Source organism: Planococcus sp. SE5232 (assembly GCF_050686535.1).
Taxonomy (GTDB): domain Bacteria; phylum Bacillota; class Bacilli; order Bacillales_A; family Planococcaceae; genus Planococcus.
Genome location: NZ_JBOGCP010000002.1, coordinates 321,695 through 341,401 on the forward strand (window position 1 = coordinate 321,695; position 19,707 = coordinate 341,401).

Consider the following 19,707-nt stretch of genomic DNA (forward strand, 5'->3'; position numbering starts at 1 on the left):
CGCATTTCTTATTTCCATCATAACAACTAAAGAAATGGATTTCACCGTGTATTTCTAAAAATTTGAAATTATCTCCATATTTATGGGTTTAAACAATCTAGGCAAGATCGAATTCAACGAAAGAAAAAGATGCAGGGAACGCTCCCTGCATCTTTCCTCATCCTTTTTAGGTAGGCTGATTTTCATAGGCTTCTATGATTTTTGCAACTAGTGGGTGACGAACCACATCGCCGCTTTCAAGATACTGGAAATGGATGTTGCGGACACCTTTTAGAATCGTCTCAGCCGCAATCAATCCAGATTCTGCTCCCTTTGGCAAATCGATCTGCGTTTTATCTCCGGTGATGATCATTTTCGAACCGAAGCCAAGGCGCGTCAAGAACATTTTCATCTGCGCTTTGGTGGTATTCTGTGCTTCATCAAGAATGACAAATGCTTCGTCTAAAGTGCGCCCTCTCATGTAAGCGAGAGGGGCAATTTCTATGGTGCCGCGTTCGATCAAGCGATTGGTCTGCTCCAGCCCCAGTACATCGTGCAGGGAATCATACAGTGGACGCAGGTATGGGTCCACCTTCTCTTTCAGATCACCCGGCAAAAAGCCGAGACTTTCTCCCGCTTCTACGGCAGGACGTGTCAAAATAATTTTCTTCACTTGGCCGTTTTTCAATGCCTGCACGGCCATGACAACTGCCAGATAGGTTTTTCCTGTGCCGGCAGGTCCAATTCCAAATACCAGGTCTTTGCTTCGCACTGCGTGGATATAATGGCGTTGGCCAATCGTTTTAGCACGGATGGATTTGCCGTTGGCATTGCGTGCCACTTCTTCGTCATATAGTTCTGCAAAATATTCAATCGTGCCATTTTTGGCCATTTCGATAGCGGAAACAATATCACGCTGATCGATATTGATGTTTTTTCGAATTACCTTCAATAACTGTTCTATTAATAATCTCCCCGTCTGCCTGCCTTCTTCGGAACCGGATAATTTGATGACTTCACCACGGGTGATGATTTGAATGTCGAAAGCTTCTTCGATTAATGTTAAATGATTGTCTGATATCCCGAGCAGCTGAACCGCTTCATTTGGGTCTTTCACATGTAATTCGAGTAGGTTATTTTCTGTCATGTGGACGCTCCTTGGAATCGAGTATTTACTACTGTTTTCACTCTATCATTAAAGATAATCACTTGTAAAACATTTGTCTGATAATGGCCAGAACAAAAGATTTTCTCAGCCATGTCCCTGCTCCCCAGAATAACGATTGAACATCGACACCTAAATTAAATCATACGATTTGTTTACATAATAATATTATTTATATAAATAAAAGTCGCCCAGTTTCCACTGGACGACTGCTGTTACCTTTTAGACTTTGGCGGCATTAAAATTTCCGCCATGATAATGCCTCTTCGGACGTCTTCACCACTTAATGGCAAAAGTTCATCAGTGTTTTTTACAGCCTGCGTTACAGCTGGCTCATTTTGTAAAACCCGCGCTTCCGATGCGGAAATAAGATCCTGTATTTCACTTTGTTTGTTTCGGGAAGTCACACGACGCTGCACTTCCTTGCGCGCTTCCCGAACCGGAGTCCGTTTAACAGCTTCTTCAGCTTTTCTCTTGACCTGTTCTGTTCGCTCAGGCTGTTGAGTTTTTTGATTCTGAAGTTCTCCATAAATTTCTTTCGCATAATCTTCTACTCGTTTGAACGTTCTTTGTCCGGAACGGTTGTCCCTACCAGTCGATTTTGGTGTCGAGACCGGCCTTGCCGGAGCATCATCAGCTGACTCCTTTTTCCCTTTACTGAAAAAAGCGCTTATCGCCATGATGACAAGTCCAAATATGAGAGCTTCCATACGACAAACCTCCCTTATGGTCAACGCCCATTATTTATCGTCGGATTTATCCATGCCTGTTTTCGAAATGGACTCTCGCATACCTGTATCCGCTTGGACATTCTTATAATTGACATAATCCATAACGCCGATATTTCCTGTGCGAAGCGCTTCGGACATTGCAAGCGGCACTTCTGCTTCCGCTTCCACAACTTTCGCTCTCATTTCCACAACTTTCGCTTTCATTTCCTGTTCGCTTGCTACGGCCATTGCGCGGCGCTCTTCAGCTTTAGCCTGTGCAATTTTCTTATCTGCTTCAGCTTGTTCTGTCTGCAATTCCGCTCCGATGTTTTTGCCGATATCAACGTCTGCGATATCAATCGATAGGATTTCAAATGCCGTACCAGAGTCCAAACCTTTCGATAGGACTGTCTGGGAAATCAAGTCCGGGTTTTCAAGAACTTTTTTGTGGCTCGTACTGGAACCGAGTGTCGAAACGATACCTTCACCCACACGGGCAACGATTGTTTCTTCACCTGCACCACCGACTAAACGGTCAATATTGGCACGAACTGTAATTCTGGCTTTTGCCTTAACTTCGATTCCATCCATCGCCACACCTGCAATAAATGGTGTTTCGATAACTTTCGGGTTAACGGACATTTGAACTGCTTCCAATACATCACGCCCTGCAAGGTCGATGGCTGCAGCACGTTCAAATGGCAATTCGATATTGGCGCGATGAGCCGCAATCAATGCATTGACGACGCGGTCAACGTTACCGCCGGCTAAGTAATGGCTTTCCAATTGATTGATGCTTACAGTCAACCCTGCTTTTGACGCTTTGATCAGCGGGTTTACAATCCGTGATGGAATAACTCGGCGCAATCTCATCCCGATCAGTGTAAAGATGCTGATTTTTACCCCTGCCGCTAATGCTGAAATCCATAAAGTGATTGGCACGAAAGTGAAGAAAATTGCCAAAATGATGATAATCCCTATTATTGCTGCACCTAAACCAATTGTTTCAAGTCCCATTCTCTTATTCCTCCTCTTGTTTTTCAAGTTCGCGAACAACAATTCGTGAACCTTCTACCTTGATTATCTTAACATCCTTTCCATTGTCGATAAACCTGCCTTCAGAGACGGCGTCGATGCGTTCGTCATCCAGCCGGATGGTACCGGATGGACGAAGTGCCGTCACTGAATGAGCAATCTTACCGACAAGTTCCGGGCGATTTGTAGTCGATACGTAACCATGTTCCGTATCGGTGGCATCAGTCAAGATAATCCGTTTGAACAAATCAAGCCGTTTACCAAAGAATTTCACTACAATCACCATCCCCACTGTTGCTACTATCATTGCAATTAGTACTGCTATGGCGGTGGTTTTCAGGTCCCCTCCCGCCAAAAGAATGCTGCCGAGAATGGCAGCTACTCCCAAGAATCCGGCGACACCGCCCGGGATGATGAACTCAGCCACCAAAAGCCCGAATCCGATAACCAATAGAATGATGGATTCGTAGCCAGCTAAGCCCGCCACCAGATGTCCATAAAAGAACAGCAGCAAAAAGGACAGGCCAATGAGTCCCGGAATTCCGACTCCCGGTGTAAACAATTCCAGCAGCAAGCCTAACCCCGCAAAAGATAGGAGAATCGGCACGACGATCGGATTGGTCAGAAAACGGGCCAGACTTTCCGAAAAAGTCTCATCGATCGTCACTACAGCGGCATCTTCAAAGCCCTTTAAAACAAGCAGTTCATCCAAGGAAGATACAGTTCCTTCCGAGTAACCCACCTGTTCGGCTTCTGTTGCACCGAGAGTCAATAGCTCCCCTTCGGCTAAGCCGAGTTCAGGCAGACTGATTGAGGCATCTGCCATAGCCAACGCATACTCCGGATTACGGTCTGCTGTCTCAGCTGCGCTTCTCATAGAAGCCAACCAAGCACTGTTCGCTTTATCGGCAGCTGCATTTCCGGACATGTCAATCACCTGTGCGGCTCCAATGCGGCCGTTGGGATGCATGTAAATTTCATCATTGTGCAAGGCCAGGAATGCACCTGCAGAAAGAGCATCCTGATTGATGAAAGCCAATGTCTCCAGTGAAGTTTTGTTTAACTGACGGGCAATGCCATCTGCCGCGTCCACAAATCCCCCCGGTGTATCTATTTCAAATATGATGGCTTCGGCTCCAGCGTCTTCCGCTTCTTCAATGCCCCGTTCGATAAAAGCCTGCAGTCCTCTTTCAACTTCATCTTCGATCGGTATGACATACACTGTCGAAGTGTCAGCCTGGATAGCCGGGAGCATGAGCAGAAACGATAACAGTAAAAGTCCAAAACCAATAAAGACTTTGACTCTGCTCAATTGGATCTCTCCTTTCGCATTACAAATTTACTGTTTGTATATATACGGATGAACAGGAATTAGGTTTCAACTTTCTGTTCCAGATGAATGGAGCCTAACAACTTGACGAGGAAGCTGTCATGGCACTTTAGTCGTGGTGGGTTTAGTGAGTGCCTGCTTGAGAAATGCATGCACAATTCCACTCACCCTATATAATCCCATTATAAAGGAAAGTATCTGGAATAACGAAAGAATGCGCTTACAAATGTGACAAATAGAAAAACCACCGACACGTTCAACGTGTCGATGGTTTAAGCTGGTCGTTCATATTTTTTAAAAGTCGATTATACTTCTTAAAGTCAATTAAAATTTACGTTTACGCGCAGCTTCTGATTTTAATTTACGTTTCACGCTCGGCTTATCATAATACTCGCGCTTTCTTACCTCTTGCATTGTTCCAGATTTAGAAACAGTGCGTTTGAAGCGGCGAAGAGCATCTTCAATCGATTCGTTTTTACGAACTGTAGTTTTTGACATCTCTTTTTCCCTCCCTCCGAACACACGTTGAAGCGAAGAACAACAAGTGTTATATACTCAGAAATTATACCGTATCCCCTAAAAAAGGTCAATAGTTAATAATCGGAATCTGAAGTTAGTCCCTGCATGATTTTCACGCCAGAGCTTGCTCCGATGCGTGTAGCTCCCGCTTCGATCATCGCTTCAACATCTTCCAGGCTGCGTACGCCGCCGGAAGCTTTCACTCCCAAATCAGGACCGACTGTCTGGCGCATCAATTTGACGTCCTCTACAGTTGCTCCACCAGTTGAGAAGCCAGTAGAAGTTTTAACAAAGTCAGCTCCCGCTTCTTTGGACAAGCGCGAAGCAGTGGCTTTTTCGTCGTCAGTCAGCAGGCAGGTTTCAAGGATCACTTTTACGATCGCTTTGCCTTTTGCCGCATTGACGACTGCTTCGATATCTTTTTTCACATGGTCGGTATTGCCGCTTTTCAATGCGCCGACGTTCAGGACCATATCAATTTCACCGGCGCCTTTTGAAATGGCGTCAGTCGTTTCAAAAGCTTTTGTTTCAGGAGTTGATGCCCCTAACGGGAATCCGATGACGGTGCATACTTTCACTCCGCTGCCGGCAAGCTCAGCTGCTGCAGTTTCAACCCATGTCGGATTGACACATACAGACGCGAACTTGTATTCAGCTGCTTCTTTGCACAATTGAACGACCTGGCTTTCTGTCGACTCGGGTTTCAGTAAAGTATGGTCAATATATGATGCAATGTTCGTCATGATTTAAAATCCCCATTCTATTAAAAAGTCATTTTGTCTATCAGGCAATTTCCCCCAACCGGGAAATGTCACTGCAGCTCAGTGCCCAGTAATTTTGATGATGTCCGGAACAAACTCTCAGCTCTATTCGAATTCACAGGAAATGGCGGCCAATGCATACAAAGGCGCCGTTTCTGTCCGCAGAATACGGGGGCCGAGAGAAGTGAAGATGGCTCCAGTGCTTTTCAGTGCGGCCACTTCCTTTTCAGAAATTCCACCTTCCGGACCAAAAATGATCAGGACTGAATCTTTATCATACAATGATTTCAAAATTTCAGCAAACCGCGTTCTGTCGCCTTCCCGCGCTTCTTCTTCATAAGCCACGATAATTGTGTCATAGGAAGAAGAAGCTTTGGCCAGCAATTGCTTGAAGCTATGGACACCATGTATTTCAGGGACATGTGTCCGGTGCGACTGCTCCGCTGCTTCCTTGGCGATCTTCTGGAGCCGTCCGATTTTTTTCTCGCTTTTGGAACTATCCCATTTTACGATGGAACGCTCTGCAGAAAATGGCAGCAGGGCATACATCCCGAGTTCGGTGGCTTTCTGGGTGATTAAATCCAGTTTGTCGCCTTTCGGCAATCCACAAGCAATCGTCACTTTTTTCGGCAGCTCCACCTGGATTTCCAGTATTTCACCCAACTCTACTTCCACATCAAAGTCAGCAGCCAGTATCTTTGCAAGATAAGCCTTGCCTTCCATGACCGCAATCAAGTAGTCTCCGGCCGTTTGGCGCATAACTTTGGCGATATGCTTTGCATCATCGCCGGTTATCGCCACTATTCGATTTTCAGGAATCTTGCCTTCTATAAAATATCGCTGCATTGTGGCACCCCGTTATTCAGGTTTTTTTGAAATGATGGTTACCCAGTCTTCCATCATCATGACGTCTTCAATGACGAATCCGGAAGCTTCAAGAGCCTTTTTTACATCATTCTTTTTCGCTGCTATGATGCCTGATGTGATGTAGCGGCCACCCGGTTTAACGATGCCGAATGCGTCATCGGTAAATGACATGATGACTTCCGCCAGAATGTTGGCGACGACCACATCACCCGGCTGATCTATTTTATCGACCAGATTGCCTTCTTCCACCGTCACAATGTCCTGAACTTTATTCAGCTTGACATTGATGCCTGCTGCTTTCACAGCAATTTCATCCAAATCCAGCGCATAAACTTCTTTGGCGGACAACAATGCTGCTCCGATCGCCAATACCCCTGATCCCGTACCGATATCGATGACACGGTCGTCCGGCTGCACAATCTTCTCCAACGCCTGGAGGCTCATGACAGTGGTCGGATGGGTTCCTGTCCCGAACGCCATTCCCGGATCCAATTCGATGATCAATTCATCGCTCGATACCGGATTATATGTCTCCCATGTGGGAACAATCGTGAAACGTTTGGAAATTTTCACGGGATGGTAGTATTTCTTCCAGGATGTTGCCCATTCCTCTTCGTTCACTTCGCTGATGGTCACTTCGTTTTTGCCCAAGTTGATGTCGAATGCAACGAGGTTGTTGATCGCCGACTTAATAGCTTCTATCGTCTCGCCCAGGAAGCTGTTGACCGGCAAATAAGCTTTCAGAACAACTCCATCCACTGGAAAGTCTTCCGGATCCAGCGAATAGATTTCGCCGAAGCGATCTTCTCTTTCTTTCGTCAAGTCTTCTGAATCCTCAATGACTACACCACTTGCTCCTGCTTCATGCATAATATTGGAAACCGCTTCAATCGCTTCATTTGTCGTATGGATCGCCAGTTCTGACCATTTCAATTCTGCCCAGCTCCTTTTCGCTTCTACAGTCAGTAAGACCCCTGCTTTACGCAAGAGTCTTCTGTTTGTAAAATTTGAATTGCTTTAATTCACCACGAACAATGAACTCTTCATCCTTAACAGCTCGAATCATTCACCTTTGATGGTGCGTTTGATTTTTGCAAAAAGAGAGCTGCTGTGTTCTTCAGGGATATCACCGCTGATTTCAGCGAATTCACGCAGCAGCTGCTTTTGTTTTTCGCTCAGTTTTGTCTGTGTTTTGATGCGGACAATGACGTGTTGATCGCCGGTTCCGTAGCCATGGACATTTTTGACGCCTTTGCCTTTTAAGCGGAAACGCGCTCCACTTTGTGTACCAGCTGGAATCTTCAATTTCACTTTGCCGGAAATGGTCGGCACTTCAATTTCGTCACCCAAAGCAGCCTGTGGATAGGTGATCGAAATATCCAGGTAAATGTCATCGCCCTCCCGCTGGAATTGTTTATGCGGTCTTACGCGGAAAACGACATACAGGTCTCCGGCAGGTCCCCCGTTGACACCCGGCGCGCCTTGGCCTGTAACACGCAATTGCTGGCCATCGTCAACACCCGCTGGAATGGTGACTTTGATTTTTTTGACTTTGCGCACTTTTCCTTCGCCATGGCAAGTCGTACATTTCTCTTCGATGATCTGACCGGTTCCTTCGCAATGCTGGCAGGCGCGGCGGTTGACCATACGGCCAAAAGGCGTGTCCTGCGTAACATTCATCTGGCCGGAGCCTTCACAATACGGACATGTTTTCTTCTTGGTTCCAGGTTTAGCACCAGAACCGTCACAAGTGTCACATGTCTCATCTTTCGGAATTTCAACTTCCGATTCTTTGCCGAATACGGCATCCATGAAATCGATGGTCATCGAGTATTGCAGATCATCGCCTTTGCGTGGAGCATTCGGGTCACGGCGTCTCGAACCGCCGCCAAAGAAGGTGCTGAAGATATCGTCGAAACCGAAACCATCGGCGCCGCTGAATCCGCCGCCAAAGCCCTGATTCGGATCCTGATGGCCGTATTGATCGTACTGTGCACGTTTCTGCTCATCGCTCAATACCTCATAGGCTTCTTTTACTTCCTGGAATTTCTCGGAAGCATTGGCTTCTTTATTGATATCCGGATGGAATTTTTTTGATAAAGTCCGGTAAGCTTTTCTGATCTCTTCTTTAGAAGCGGACTTGGATACGCCAAGTACTTCATAATAATCTCGCTTATTCATAAGTCACTCTCCCTCTAGCAATCAACTGTAATTGTACACGGTTTAAATCACTGTTGCAAAAACATTGAAAAAGCCAAAGCATGTTGCTTTGCTTTGACTTTTCAAGGTCTTACTTTTTATCATCATTTACTTCTTCGAATTCAGCGTCAACTACATCGTCGTTGCCTGGGGCTGCGCCTTCTTCTTGTCCTGCTTGCTGAGCTGCTGCTGCCTGCTCATAAGCTTTCATCGAAAGGCCTTGCAGAATTTCCTGAAGTTTGTCTTTCTTCTCACGGATGTCTTCACTATTGTCCGACTCCAATGCCGCTTTCAGTTCGTCGCGTGCATCTTCTGCTTGTTTTTTCTCTTCTTCAGAAACAACTTCACCAAGATCAGTGATTGTTTTGTCAGTTGTGAAGACAGCTTGGTCCGCTTCGTTGCGAAGTTCCACTTCTTCTTTCACTTTCGCATCCGCTTCTGCATTTTCTTCCGCTTCTTTGATCATGCGTTCGATCTCGTCGTCAGTCAATGAAGTGTTGGATTGAATCGTGATGGTCTGCTCTTTTTGCGTTCCAAGATCTTTCGCTTTAACGCTGACGATACCGTTTTTGTCGATATCGAAGCTTACTTCGATTTGTGGCACGCCGCGTGGTGCTGGCGGGATATCAGCCAATTGGAAACGGCCAAGCGTTTTGTTGGCTGCTGCCATCGGGCGCTCCCCTTGCAATACATGGATATCTACAGCCGGCTGGTTGTCAGCGGCAGTTGAGAATGTCTGTGATTTTGAAGTCGGGATCGTTGTGTTGCGCTCGATCAATTTTGTGAACACGCCACCCATTGTTTCAATACCAAGTGATAATGGTGTCACGTCCAATAGTACAACATCTTTAACATCACCAGTCAAAACGCCGCCCTGAACCGCAGCACCCATTGCTACCACTTCATCCGGGTTAACGCCTTTATGCGGATCTTTTCCTGTTTCTTTCTTGACAGCTTCCTGTACAGCCGGGATACGAGTAGATCCACCGACAAGGATGACACGGTCAAGTTCAGAAGCTGAAACTCCTGCATCTTTCAATGCCTGGCGAGTTGGCCCCATTGTGCGTTCGACCAATGAAGAAGTCAATTCATCGAATTTAGCACGACTCATTGTAACTTCCAGGTGAAGCGGTCCGGCTTCTCCTGCAGTGATGAACGGTAATGAGATTTGAGTTGAAGAAACACCTGAAAGGTCTTTTTTCGCTTTTTCAGCAGCATCTTTCAAGCGCTGAGTAGCCATTTTGTCTTTCGACAAATCGATGCCGTTTTCTTTCTTGAATTCCTGCACCAAATAATCGATGATCAATTTATCGAAATCATCGCCGCCCAGACGGTTGTCGCCGGCAGTGGATTTTACTTCGAAAACGCCATCGCCAAGCTCAAGGATCGATACGTCGAACGTACCGCCGCCAAGATCATAGACAAGAACCGTTTCATCTTTGTCCATTTTATCCAAGCCGTATGCAAGTGCTGCTGCAGTCGGCTCGTTGATGATCCGTTCCACTTCAAGGCCTGCGATGCGTCCAGCGTCTTTCGTAGCCTGGCGCGCTGCGTCGTTGAAATAAGCAGGAACTGTGATAACCGCTTTTGTTACTTTTTCGCCTAGATATTCTTCAGCGTATCCTTTAATGTACTGAAGAATCATTGCAGATACTTCCTGAGGCGTGTATTCCTTGCCTTCAGCTGTCACTTTTTCCTGTGTACCCATCAATCGTTTTACAGACTGGATGGTGTTCGGGTTCGTGATCGACTGGCGTTTTGCCACTTCGCCGACTTGGCGTTCACCGTTTTTGAAAGCTACAACAGAAGGTGTTGTACGGTTGCCCTCTGGGTTTGGAATGATTTTTGGTTCGCCGCCTTCTAGAATTGCGACTGCTGAGTTTGTTGTACCTAAGTCAATACCGATAATTTTGCTCATTAAGAATTCCTCCAATAATTTTTATTCGTTTACTTTTACCATTGCCGGACGAAGTACTCGTCCTTTTAGGACATAGCCTTTTTGCAATTCCTGCAGAACAGTTCCTTCTTCAGCTGAATCATCTTTTTCCTGCATGACCGCCTGATGGAAATTCGGATCGAATGGTTCGCCCACAGCTTTGATTTCTTCCAGGCCTTCCCGGTTTACTGCTTCGATCAGGGATTTTTGTACCATCTCGACGCCTTTTAATAGGGAAGCGGATTCTTCACTGGTGGTTTGGAGCGATAATGCGCGCTCGAAATTATCCAGTACCGGCAGGATATCCGACAGCAAGGATTGCGAGCGGAACTTATTGGCCATTTCTTTGTCTATTTGAGTACGCCGTTTGAAATTATCATAATCGGCCAATAGGCGCAAATATTTGTTTTGCTCTGCTTCCAGCTGTTTGCGAAGTTCTTCAGTTTCATCAACTGTTTCTTCTTCCTGATCAGCAGAAAGGTCGATTTCCGGAGTTTCCGAGTCAGCGAATTCCGCTTGCTCTTCCGTAACCGTTTCAGGGACAGGCTCTTTTGCAGCCATATCTTCAGCTGCTTCTTGTTCTTCGGTTTTTAATGGTTCCTTTTTTTTAGACAAATCTATTCCTCCTTTGTTCACGTTCCTTTGAATATACGGGTCAGCTCTTTCGATAAATCGCCGCTCAATAGATCCAATATGGACACGATGCGTTTATAATCCATCCGTTTCGGACCGACTATGGCGATCGACCCTGTCTGTTCTTCTCCGATATCATACGACACCGTAATGACACTGCAGTCTTCCATTGCCGACAGCGTGTTTTCCGAGCCGATTCGAATGTGGAGGCCTTGGCTTCCTACTGGCAGGATCATCGGAATGTGCTTGGCTTCTTCCATAACATCCATCAAATCCCTGATCTTTTGAAGATCGTGGAAATCCGGTTGTTTCAGGATATTGAGCTTTCCGCCGTAATAGATGTTTTCATCATCATGCGGCAGTAAGACCGCTTGCCTGAACGTATGGAACAGTTCGCCATAGCGTTCTACATGCTGCTTTAAAATCGTCAAAGTCTCTTGTTCGAGCCGCAGATGCAGATTGTTCAGCGACACCCCGACCAGCCGTTCGTTGAGGATATTCGCCATTTTTTCTATATCCGACGGGTTGAGCCCCGGCGGAATGGAAAATACCCGATTTTCCACATGACCCGAATCGGTTACGATAATCGCAACCGCCGCGTCCTGCGTCAACGGCACGATCGACAACTTCTTGACGATATGCCTGCGCACATCAGGACCCAGTAAAATGGACGTGTAATTGGTCAATTCCGAAAGGATCATTGCAGAGCGTTTAATGACTTCTTCAGTCTCTGTCAGTTTTTCTTCGAAAATTGAGCGCAATTGCACGATGTCCTGCTGCGGCAGCGGCCTTGGCGTCAACAGATGGTCGACGTAATAGCGGTACCCTTTTTCGGAAGGAATGCGTCCGGAAGACGTATGTGTTTTTTCCAAAAATCCCATCCCTTCCAAATCCGCCATTTCATTGCGGATCGTCGCCGGACTGAAAGGGATTTCGGGTTTCTTGGAGAGTTGGTTCGATCCCACCGGCTGAGCTGATTGAATGTAATCATCCACTGTCACCTTTAAGATGAGCAGTTGCCGTTCTGTTAACATGATCATCACCTCTGTTAGCACTCTAAGTACCCGAGTGCTAATACTACATTAAAATTAACAAATATAATGAGCGATGTCAACGGAAGAGCTTTATGCCAATAAAAATTGTTCAAAAACTTCATTGCCGACGAAGCGGCCTTTTCTGGTCAGACGGACAAAGTCACCGGCAATCTCCAGATTCTTCTTGGCGATTTCTTTTTCCAATATAGCGCCATATACGTCCTGTATCGGTTTTTCGAATTTTTCCTGGAAATGCAGCAAAGACACACCGGACGTTTTCCGGAGACCCAAAAACATCTCTTCTTCCATCTTTTCATGGACCGGAACTTCATGGGTATTGAGGATTGGCCGTTCGCCTCTATCCAGCGGTTCCATGTATTTCTTCAACGGACCGGCATTCGAATAACGGACGCCATCCACATAGCCATGGGCACCGGCACCGACGCCGATGTATTCGACATTGTCCCAATACAATAAATTATGGTGCGACTCATGGCCTGGACGCGCAAAGTTGGAGATTTCGTATTGCTTCAATCCCCGTCTGTCCATTTCATTCATCAGCTTTTCATACATATCGGCTTCCAGATCTTCCGTTACGGTATTGAGTTTGCCCTTGGTCATCAAATTATAGAAAACGGTCTTCGGTTCAATGATCAGCGAATACGCAGAGAAATGCGGCAAGTCGAAAGCGAATGCCTGCTCGAGCGTGTCGTCCCATTGCTGCATGCTTTGCCCAGGCAAGCCATACATCAAATCAAAGCTCAAATTCTCGAAGCCGACCAAACGGGCTGAATCGACCGCGCGTTTGACGTCTGAATTGCTGTGGGTCCGGCCAAGCCGTTTCAACAGGTCTTCATCAAATGATTGGACGCCCATGCTTAAGCGATTGACGCCTCCGTCAAACAACACCTGCATCTTCTCTTTGGTCAGTTCATCGGGATTGGCTTCTGAGGTCCATTCCAGGTCGGCAGCCATCGGCACATAGCGATGGATATAGCCAAGCAGCTTCTCCAATTGGGCAGGCGTCAGGGACGTCGGCGTGCCCCCTCCAAGGAAAATCGTTTCCAGCGGCTGATCGAGTGCTCCCTGTTGTTTCCATAAAGCCAATTCTTTGCCTACTGAATCGATGTAGGCATCCACTGGCTGGTCTTTGAAAAAGACTTTATTGAAATCGCAGTAAAAACAGATTTGGTGGCAGAATGGAATATGGATGTACAATCCTTTTACCATTTTATTTCCTCTTTTCTAATAAGAAAAGGAGGCTGAAATTCCCGCCTCCTTTTTTTCGTTTATTTTGATTGGTCGTCCATTTTCAGGATCGCCATGAAGGCTTCTTGGGGAACTTCAACAGATCCGACCTGCTTCATGCGCTTCTTACCTTCTTTTTGCTTATCAAGAAGTTTCCGCTTACGGGAAATGTCTCCCCCGTAACATTTAGCAAGGACGTTTTTACGCATGGCGCTGATAGTCTGGCGCGCAACGATCTTCTGGCCGATAGCGGCTTGGATCGGCACTTCAAACTGCTGGCGCGGAATCAAGTTCTTCAATTTATCGACGATGACTTTGCCGCGTTCATAGGCGAAGTCACGGTGAACGATGAAACTGAGAGCATCGACCTGCTCCGAATTAAGCAGAATATCCATCTTCACGAGTTTCGACTCTTTATAGCCGATCAACTCATAATCGAAAGAGGCGTATCCTTTTGTGCCGGATTTTAATTGATCGAAGAAATCGTAGACAATCTCCGCCAGCGGCAACTCATAAATGATGCTGACACGTGAATTATCCAGATAATCCATCGTCAGGAAATTTCCGCGTTTTTTCTGGCATATTTCCATAACAGCACCGACATAATCATTCGGTACCATGATCGTTGCTTTGACATAAGGTTCTTCTACATAATCGATTTTTTGTGCATCAGGCATCATGGCCGGGTTATCGATTTTAAGAACTTCTTCATCCGTCATATGGACATTGTAGATAACACTTGGTGCAGTGGTGATCAGGTCGATATTAAACTCGCGTTCAATCCGCTCCTGAATAATTTCCATATGCAATAAACCAAGGAAACCACAGCGATAGCCGAAGCCCAGCGCTTGGGAAGATTCCGGTTCAAACTGAAGTGCCGCATCATTCAATTCCAATTTTTCGAGTGCATCACGCAAGTCATTGTATTTTGACGTATCAATCGGATAAAGTCCGCAATAAACCATCGGATTCAAACGGCGGTATCCTGGCAATGCTTCCGATGCCGGTTTTCTTGCATGAGTGATGGTATCACCCACCGGTGCATCACCCACATTTTTGATGGCAGCCGTCAGGAATCCTACATCTCCAACCGTCAATTCCTCCCGGAGCGTGGCTCTCGGTGTGAACACTCCTGCTTCGATAACTTCAAACTCTTTATCGCTGGACATCATTTTGATTGTGTCGCCAGGCTTGACCGTTCCTTCAACAATACGGATATACGAAACGATTCCACGATACGGATCATAAAGCGAGTCGAAAATCATCGCTTTTAACGGCGCACTCGGGTCACCTGTAGGTGCTGGTATTTTTTCAACGATTTGTTCAAGGATCTCTTCGATTCCAATACCCGCTTTCGCCGAAGCAAGAACGGCTTCAGAGGCATCGAGTCCGATAACTTCTTCCACTTCCTGCCGTACACGCTCAGGATCTGCAGCAGGCAAATCGATTTTATTGATGACCGGTAAAATTTCAAGGTCATTATCCAAGGCTAAATAAACATTCGCCAACGTTTGGGCTTCTATGCCTTGTGCAGCATCAACGACCAAAACGGCGCCTTCACAGGCAGCAAGGCTGCGTGAGACTTCGTAAGTGAAATCGACGTGCCCGGGTGTGTCTATCAAATGCATGATATACGTTTCGCCGTCTTTTGCTGTGTAATTTAATTGGACAGCGTTTAATTTGATTGTGATGCCGCGTTCACGTTCCAAATCCATAGAATCAAGCAGCTGCTCTTTCATTTCCCTAGAGGTAAGGGCGTTTGTTCTTTCCAGTATACGGTCGGCAAGCGTAGATTTCCCGTGATCGATATGGGCGATGATCGAAAAATTACGTATTTTGCTTTGACGCGCTAATCTCTGTTCTTGGTTCATGGTCCACACTCCTATACAAACTACTATGAATTATAGCAGTACCATGGCCATTGAGCAATGAAAGCTCCCGAATTCATTTCACTGTCAAGGAAAACTTCTTTGCATGTATCTATTGCATTCTTTCCGTCGATTTGATAAAATAACTCATGTTGTATAGAGACATTAAAGAGTTGGGATAATTTCCTCTCTTTCTTATTTGTCTAGGAGGTGAAAGATATGCCAAACATTAAATCTGCAATCAAACGTGTGCGCACGAACGAAACGAAAAACGCTCAAAACTCACATGTGAAATCAGCAATGCGTTCATCTGTTAAGAAAGCTGAAACTGCTTTGACTAACAAAGACGATAACGCTAGCGATTCTGTTAAAGCGGCGATTAGACAGGTAGAAAAAGCTGCTTCTAAAGGCTTGATCCACAGAAACACTGCATCCCGTAAAAAAGCTCGCTTGATGAAACAAGCGTAAAACCTTAAAAAAGCCGGTTCCTTTAGAGGAACCGGCTTTTTTCTATTCTTTTCAGCGTTTCATCTGTCCCGCACGCTTCATGATAAAGAATTCGAGGATGCGGTCACGGTTGCCGCTGACTGTTTTCAGCTGCAAGTCGATCGCCGCCAAATCACCGAGCACCTGCAATAGCCGTTGTTCGGAAATCTGCTGACGTTTTTCCACCAGCAGCTTGACCCGGTAAGGATGGGCTTTCAATTGCTTGGAAATCTGCTGGGCATGATAGCCCTTTTTCTGCAGATAATAGACTTGGATCATAAATCGGATCTGCGAAGCCAGCAAAGCCGTCAGCGCGACGGGCTCTTCCTTTTGCCGCAGCAAATCGTAATAGACGCTGAGCGCCCCGCTGACGTCGCCATCCAAATAGGACTGCAGCATTTTGAAGGCATCCTGTTCGAGGGTCCGTGCCGTCATCCCCTCTACAAGCTCCACTGTGATATTTCCTTCAGCTGCGCCGAGGTAAAGGGACATCTTTTCGATTTCCGAAGACAACAGCGTCAGATTCGTGCCGGCCATCTCCATCAGTTTTTGGGCGGCCTTCAAATCGATGCCCTTGCCGAAACTTTTCGCTTCGTGCATCAGCCAACTTTCGAGGTCATTCGTCTGCAGCGATTTCGCTTCCACCAAAACGGTGTGTTGCTTCATCAGCTTGGTCACTTTTTTCCGTTCGTCCAATTTTTCATAAGGCGCCACGAAAATTGTGACCGAGCTGCCTGGCGGATGTTCCAACCAGGCTTCCAATGCCTTCAGGTCATGATTGATTTTTTCTTTGCCGCGTTCTGCCGCTTTCAGGAACGATGCGTTCCGCGCAATGATCAGTTTGCGGTCACTGAAGAATGGAATGGTATCTGCCTCATCGATGACATGTTCGACAGGTACTTCATCCAAATCGAAAAAAGTCAGCTCCAATTCGCCGCCACCCGTTAATTTATCTTTTAATAAATCCAAAGTTTTTTCGATAAAATAGCTTTCTGTTCCTACAATGAGATAAACAGGGTCTATTTGTCCGCTGCGTATGGATTTCCACACGGAAGTAATCATCTTATCAGCCTCCCCTCTCTCTACTATATCGGATTTTTGCCGCTTTGGGTATTTGACAGTTATGTGTCAACGCACAATTTCATCTCTTTATGTCCACTTCAATCTAGATTTTTGCGTTGTCTTCGCTTATAATTAGAAGGAATTAGGAGGGATTTCAATGAATGAATTTGAACAGAATGTACAGTCCAAACGTAACGATGCAATCGACGCGGGTATGGGCTTCGTCGTATCCTTTGGATTTTTCGCCCTTATCTTTATCATCGCTGGACTTGTACAGTTTGCAGCACGGTAATTAAATCAAAAAAGGTTCCAGGTCATCTGACCCGGAACCTTTTTTTGTTGGTCTGCGCTTTTCTCATTGTCCAGACTCCGGCAGCCAGCTCTTTGGGTCATAAGCCAACCCAACTATACGGCAAAGAACGCCGCTTCGTTGGTCTGTCTTATGCCCGTCAGAGCTCCATGGCTGCCTGCGCTTTTCTTATAGTCCAGACTCCGGCAGCCAGCTCTTTGGGTCATAAGCCAACCCAACTATACGGCAAAGAACGCCGCTTCGTTGGACTGTCTTATGCCTGTCAGAGCTCCATGGCTGCCTGCGCTTTTCACTAGTCATCGCATCGTCTCAAGCTCCAATTCTCCGTTTTCATAAAGCAATCGGATGGTGCCGTTTTCTGCAGTGTTCAGCGTATCGAGCTTCAATTCGGTAAAGCGTTCCACCACTTCGGGGCTCGGATGGCCGTAGCGATTGTCTGCACCCGTTGAAAAGATCGACAATGCCGGTTTGAGTGCGGCCAGGAATTCCTCGCTGCTGGACGTCTTGCTGCCGTGATGGCCCACTTTCAATACCGTCAATCCGGCGAGTTCGTTCCCATAAGACTCCAATAGATCCTTCTCGCCTCCCGCTTCCAGGTCTCCGGTAAATAAAACCCGGTAGTCCCCGGTCTTCATTAACAACACCAGCGAATCGTTGTTGCCTTCGTACTCCGCATCCTTTGGCGATAAATAGGTGAATTGCGTCTCACCCACTGTCCAATTCGATCCCGCTCCCGGAAACACCACTTTCGCTTCTGCCGTATCCGGTGCCAGCTGCACCATCAATGCGTTCGATGCGGAACCCGGAGTCAGATGCAGCTCATCGACCGGGAAAAGCCGGAAAATTTCTTCCGCCCCTTCAGCGTGGTCTGCATCCGGATGCGAAATGATAAAGGTGTCGATCGACGAAATCCCATTCCCTTTCAGATAAGGCGCCACTACTTGCCTGCCGATTTCATACGGCCTTTTTTTCTCTTTGAAAGCCTCTGTATCAAAACGCAGCAGCCCGCCGCTATCAATCAAATAGACTGCCTGCCGGTAAGGCAGTTCGACCAGCGCACTGTCTCCTTGTCCGACATCAAGAAAAGTCACCTTCAAGCGCGGATCGAGATAAGGCAAGGCCGTGAACAGCAGAGCCGGTACCAATAAGATCAGTAATTGCCGAAAACGGAATTTCCGCTCAGCCGTACAATAAAAGAGATAGACGCTGCCCATCAGCAAAAATACGGTAAAAACTCCAGGTTTTCCTGGATTCCACAGCTGATAAGGCAAATCCGCCAGCCAAACCATAAAACGATCGACTTCACTGCGCAGCGGCTCATAAAAGTAAAAAACAAAGTCGGCAGCCGGCTGAAATACCGATGTCAGAAAGAGCAGCAGAAAATTGGCCGGCAGGATAAGCAAGGTGAACAGCGGAACAAACAAGCTGTTGACCACAAATGCTGACAGCGATAGTTCATAAAAGTGGAACAGCAGCAATGGATACAGGGTCATCTGAGAGATGAACGTGATGACAAACCCCGTTTTCAGGGATGATTGGATTCCACCCAAAAACTTCAATGAATAGATGATACCGAACGTCGCTCCATAAGAAAGTTGAAAACCGATTTTATACAACGCGTATGGATTCCACAGCAGGAAGAGCACCATACTTGTTAACATAATACTTGCAATAGGAATCTTGAATCCTAGCAGTTTTCCAGCCAGCACCACCGATACCATGCTTACCGCCCGCCATACCGAAGGCGCACTCCCTGCTATCACCGCATACAGCGGCAGGACAATCAGCAATATTAGGAAAGCCGTCTCTTTTCGGACGTGCAGGCGGACCAGAATCACATACAAAAGGCCGGACGCTATCCCGACATGCAGTCCCGAAATGGCGAATAAATGAGAGATGCCGAGTGTTTGATGCACCCGCTGATCGTCAGGATCCATGTTTTCACGTTCACCGATCAATAGCGCTTCCGCTTCCGCAGCCAAACTTTCCGGGAAATGCGCACGGATATGATTTTTGAGGGCATCTCTTCTCCCAAGTAACCGATTAGCCCATGTAGCATTCGTCCGAGCCCCGTCCATCGACTGGATCGTCAAGAGAGATGCGGCTCCATTGTGTTTCAAGTAATCGGCCATATTGAACGAATAGCGGTGCGATGGTGCTGAAGCTGCTTCGAAAACGCCGGACACCTGAAATACCGATCCATCCACTAACTTCTCCATAAGATGCTTTTCCTCTTCTGAGTCCACACGGTACCGGGCGTAAACGACGGTATCCTCTCTTATCAACGCAAACCCTCTGAGGCTGTCGCCATCGATGACTGCTCCTGGCTTGAATGTCAGTTCTCCTGAGTACCTCCCGGAATAACCAAACGTATCCTGGCTGCGAATATCTTGTACCAGGTAAACGGTGCAGGCAAACAACAGGATACTGAGGATGACGGACAAAGTTTCCTTTTTCCAAGCCATCCAACAAAAAAGCAGCGCCATGAACACGAGCTGAACCGCTGTTTCATGCGCTGCATATGTGGCAAGAGCTGTCGCTGTTGCCAGGTAAAGAAAGATCGTG

The 19,707-nt window shown here is 46.7% G+C and carries 18 protein-coding genes; 2 read left to right on the plus strand and 16 right to left on the minus strand.

The window, feature by feature from the left end; all coding sequences use genetic code 11:
* Positions 1-166 precede the first annotated feature (166 nt).
* From ACRC6Q_RS10430 to lepA, 14 genes are all read right to left on the minus strand, one after another.
* Positions 167-1,126 carry a PhoH family protein gene (locus ACRC6Q_RS10430; protein ID WP_431466479.1) on the minus strand — a complete coding sequence of 320 codons (960 nt, stop codon included), beginning with the start codon at positions 1,124-1,126 and terminating at the stop codon, positions 167-169.
* A gap of 233 nt (positions 1,127-1,359) precedes the next feature.
* Positions 1,360-1,854 carry a hypothetical protein gene (locus tag ACRC6Q_RS10435; RefSeq protein WP_431466480.1) on the minus strand — a complete coding sequence of 165 codons (495 nt, stop codon included), beginning with the start codon at positions 1,852-1,854 and terminating at the stop codon, positions 1,360-1,362.
* A gap of 30 nt (positions 1,855-1,884) precedes the next feature.
* A complete protein-coding gene (floA, locus tag ACRC6Q_RS10440) occupies positions 1,885-2,871 on the minus strand; it encodes a flotillin-like protein FloA (protein WP_223638019.1) in 987 nt (328 codons plus the stop codon).
* A gap of 4 nt (positions 2,872-2,875) precedes the next feature.
* A complete protein-coding gene (locus ACRC6Q_RS10445) occupies positions 2,876-4,201 on the minus strand; it encodes an NfeD family protein (protein ID WP_223638022.1) in 1,326 nt (441 codons plus the stop codon).
* A 342-nt stretch (positions 4,202-4,543) separates the two neighbouring features.
* Positions 4,544-4,717 (minus strand): 30S ribosomal protein S21, encoded by a 174-nt coding sequence (gene rpsU / locus ACRC6Q_RS10450; protein WP_006828698.1) that lies wholly within the window; start codon positions 4,715-4,717, stop codon positions 4,544-4,546.
* Between the two features lie 95 nt (positions 4,718-4,812).
* A complete protein-coding gene (deoC, locus tag ACRC6Q_RS10455) occupies positions 4,813-5,481 on the minus strand; it encodes a deoxyribose-phosphate aldolase (RefSeq protein ID WP_223638024.1) in 669 nt (222 codons plus the stop codon).
* Positions 5,482-5,604: 123 nt separating this feature from the next.
* The gene (locus ACRC6Q_RS10460) at positions 5,605-6,345 is read right to left on the minus strand and encodes a 16S rRNA (uracil(1498)-N(3))-methyltransferase (protein ID WP_431466481.1); all 741 of its coding nucleotides are present in this window, start codon (positions 6,343-6,345) and stop codon (positions 5,605-5,607) included.
* 12 nt (positions 6,346-6,357) lie between these two features.
* On the minus strand, positions 6,358-7,299 hold the full coding sequence (prmA, locus tag ACRC6Q_RS10465; protein WP_431466482.1) for a 50S ribosomal protein L11 methyltransferase: 942 nt from the start codon (positions 7,297-7,299) through the stop codon (positions 6,358-6,360).
* Between the two features lie 129 nt (positions 7,300-7,428).
* Positions 7,429-8,547 carry a molecular chaperone DnaJ gene (gene dnaJ / locus ACRC6Q_RS10470; protein WP_223638033.1) on the minus strand — a complete coding sequence of 373 codons (1,119 nt, stop codon included), beginning with the start codon at positions 8,545-8,547 and terminating at the stop codon, positions 7,429-7,431.
* 109 nt (positions 8,548-8,656) lie between these two features.
* Positions 8,657-10,483: a molecular chaperone DnaK gene (gene dnaK / locus ACRC6Q_RS10475; protein WP_223638035.1), complete on the minus strand. Its 1,827-nt coding sequence runs from the start codon at positions 10,481-10,483 to the stop codon at positions 8,657-8,659.
* A gap of 21 nt (positions 10,484-10,504) precedes the next feature.
* Positions 10,505-11,116, minus strand: coding sequence for a nucleotide exchange factor GrpE (gene grpE / locus ACRC6Q_RS10480; RefSeq protein ID WP_431466483.1), 612 nt, complete (start codon positions 11,114-11,116; stop codon positions 10,505-10,507).
* 17 nt (positions 11,117-11,133) lie between these two features.
* The gene (gene hrcA / locus ACRC6Q_RS10485; RefSeq protein ID WP_223638037.1) at positions 11,134-12,168 is read right to left on the minus strand and encodes a heat-inducible transcriptional repressor HrcA; all 1,035 of its coding nucleotides are present in this window, start codon (positions 12,166-12,168) and stop codon (positions 11,134-11,136) included.
* Between the two features lie 90 nt (positions 12,169-12,258).
* The gene (gene hemW, locus ACRC6Q_RS10490; RefSeq protein ID WP_431466484.1) at positions 12,259-13,398 is read right to left on the minus strand and encodes a radical SAM family heme chaperone HemW; all 1,140 of its coding nucleotides are present in this window, start codon (positions 13,396-13,398) and stop codon (positions 12,259-12,261) included.
* A gap of 59 nt (positions 13,399-13,457) precedes the next feature.
* Entirely contained in the window at positions 13,458-15,287 is a 1,830-nt protein-coding gene (gene lepA / locus ACRC6Q_RS10495; RefSeq protein WP_223638042.1) for a translation elongation factor 4, read from the minus strand.
* Positions 15,288-15,503: 216 nt separating this feature from the next.
* Here lepA and rpsT point away from each other — a divergent pair, with 216 nt between their 5' ends.
* Complete coding sequence (gene rpsT, locus ACRC6Q_RS10500) at positions 15,504-15,752, plus strand: 30S ribosomal protein S20 (RefSeq protein WP_223638044.1); 249 nt, start codon at positions 15,504-15,506, stop codon at positions 15,750-15,752.
* Positions 15,753-15,803: 51 nt separating this feature from the next.
* Here the strand turns inward: rpsT and holA are convergent, their stop codons facing one another.
* Positions 15,804-16,832 (minus strand): DNA polymerase III subunit delta, encoded by a 1,029-nt coding sequence (holA, locus tag ACRC6Q_RS10505; RefSeq protein WP_223638047.1) that lies wholly within the window; start codon positions 16,830-16,832, stop codon positions 15,804-15,806.
* 157 nt (positions 16,833-16,989) lie between these two features.
* Here holA and ACRC6Q_RS10510 point away from each other — a divergent pair, with 157 nt between their 5' ends.
* A complete protein-coding gene (locus tag ACRC6Q_RS10510) occupies positions 16,990-17,124 on the plus strand; it encodes a YqzM family protein (protein WP_008431587.1) in 135 nt (44 codons plus the stop codon).
* A 314-nt stretch (positions 17,125-17,438) separates the two neighbouring features.
* On the opposite strand, the gene ACRC6Q_RS10515 is transcribed toward ACRC6Q_RS10510, so the two are convergent.
* Entirely contained in the window at positions 17,439-19,607 is a 2,169-nt protein-coding gene (locus tag ACRC6Q_RS10515) for a DNA internalization-related competence protein ComEC/Rec2 (protein WP_431466485.1), read from the minus strand.
* Positions 19,608-19,707 lie beyond the last annotated feature (100 nt).

Bases quoted from the DNA above. Each gene is read 5' to 3' on its own strand.
- ACRC6Q_RS10430 (WP_431466479.1), bottom strand. From the start codon at position 1,126: ATGACAGAAAATAACCTACTCGAATTACATGTGAAAGACCCAAATGAA.
- ACRC6Q_RS10435 (WP_431466480.1), bottom strand. From the start codon at position 1,854: ATGGAAGCTCTCATATTTGGACTTGTCATCATGGCGATAAGCGCTTTT.
- floA (WP_223638019.1), bottom strand. From the start codon at position 2,871: ATGGGACTTGAAACAATTGGTTTAGGTGCAGCAATAATAGGGATTATC.
- rpsU (WP_006828698.1), bottom strand. From the start codon at position 4,717: ATGTCAAAAACTACAGTTCGTAAAAACGAATCGATTGAAGATGCTCTT.
- deoC (WP_223638024.1), bottom strand. From the start codon at position 5,481: ATGACGAACATTGCATCATATATTGACCATACTTTACTGAAACCCGAG.
- ACRC6Q_RS10460 (WP_431466481.1), bottom strand. From the start codon at position 6,345: ATGCAGCGATATTTTATAGAAGGCAAGATTCCTGAAAATCGAATAGTG.
- dnaJ (WP_223638033.1), bottom strand. From the start codon at position 8,547: ATGAATAAGCGAGATTATTATGAAGTACTTGGCGTATCCAAGTCCGCT.
- dnaK (WP_223638035.1), bottom strand. From the start codon at position 10,483: ATGAGCAAAATTATCGGTATTGACTTAGGTACAACAAACTCAGCAGTC.
- hrcA (WP_223638037.1), bottom strand. From the start codon at position 12,168: ATGTTAACAGAACGGCAACTGCTCATCTTAAAGGTGACAGTGGATGAT.
- hemW (WP_431466484.1), bottom strand. From the start codon at position 13,398: ATGGTAAAAGGATTGTACATCCATATTCCATTCTGCCACCAAATCTGT.
- lepA (WP_223638042.1), bottom strand. From the start codon at position 15,287: ATGAACCAAGAACAGAGATTAGCGCGTCAAAGCAAAATACGTAATTTT.
- rpsT (WP_223638044.1), top strand. From the start codon at position 15,504: ATGCCAAACATTAAATCTGCAATCAAACGTGTGCGCACGAACGAAACG.
- holA (WP_223638047.1), bottom strand. From the start codon at position 16,832: ATGATTACTTCCGTGTGGAAATCCATACGCAGCGGACAAATAGACCCT.
- ACRC6Q_RS10510 (WP_008431587.1), top strand. From the start codon at position 16,990: ATGAATGAATTTGAACAGAATGTACAGTCCAAACGTAACGATGCAATC.
- ACRC6Q_RS10515 (WP_431466485.1), bottom strand. From the start codon at position 19,607: ATGGCTTGGAAAAAGGAAACTTTGTCCGTCATCCTCAGTATCCTGTTG.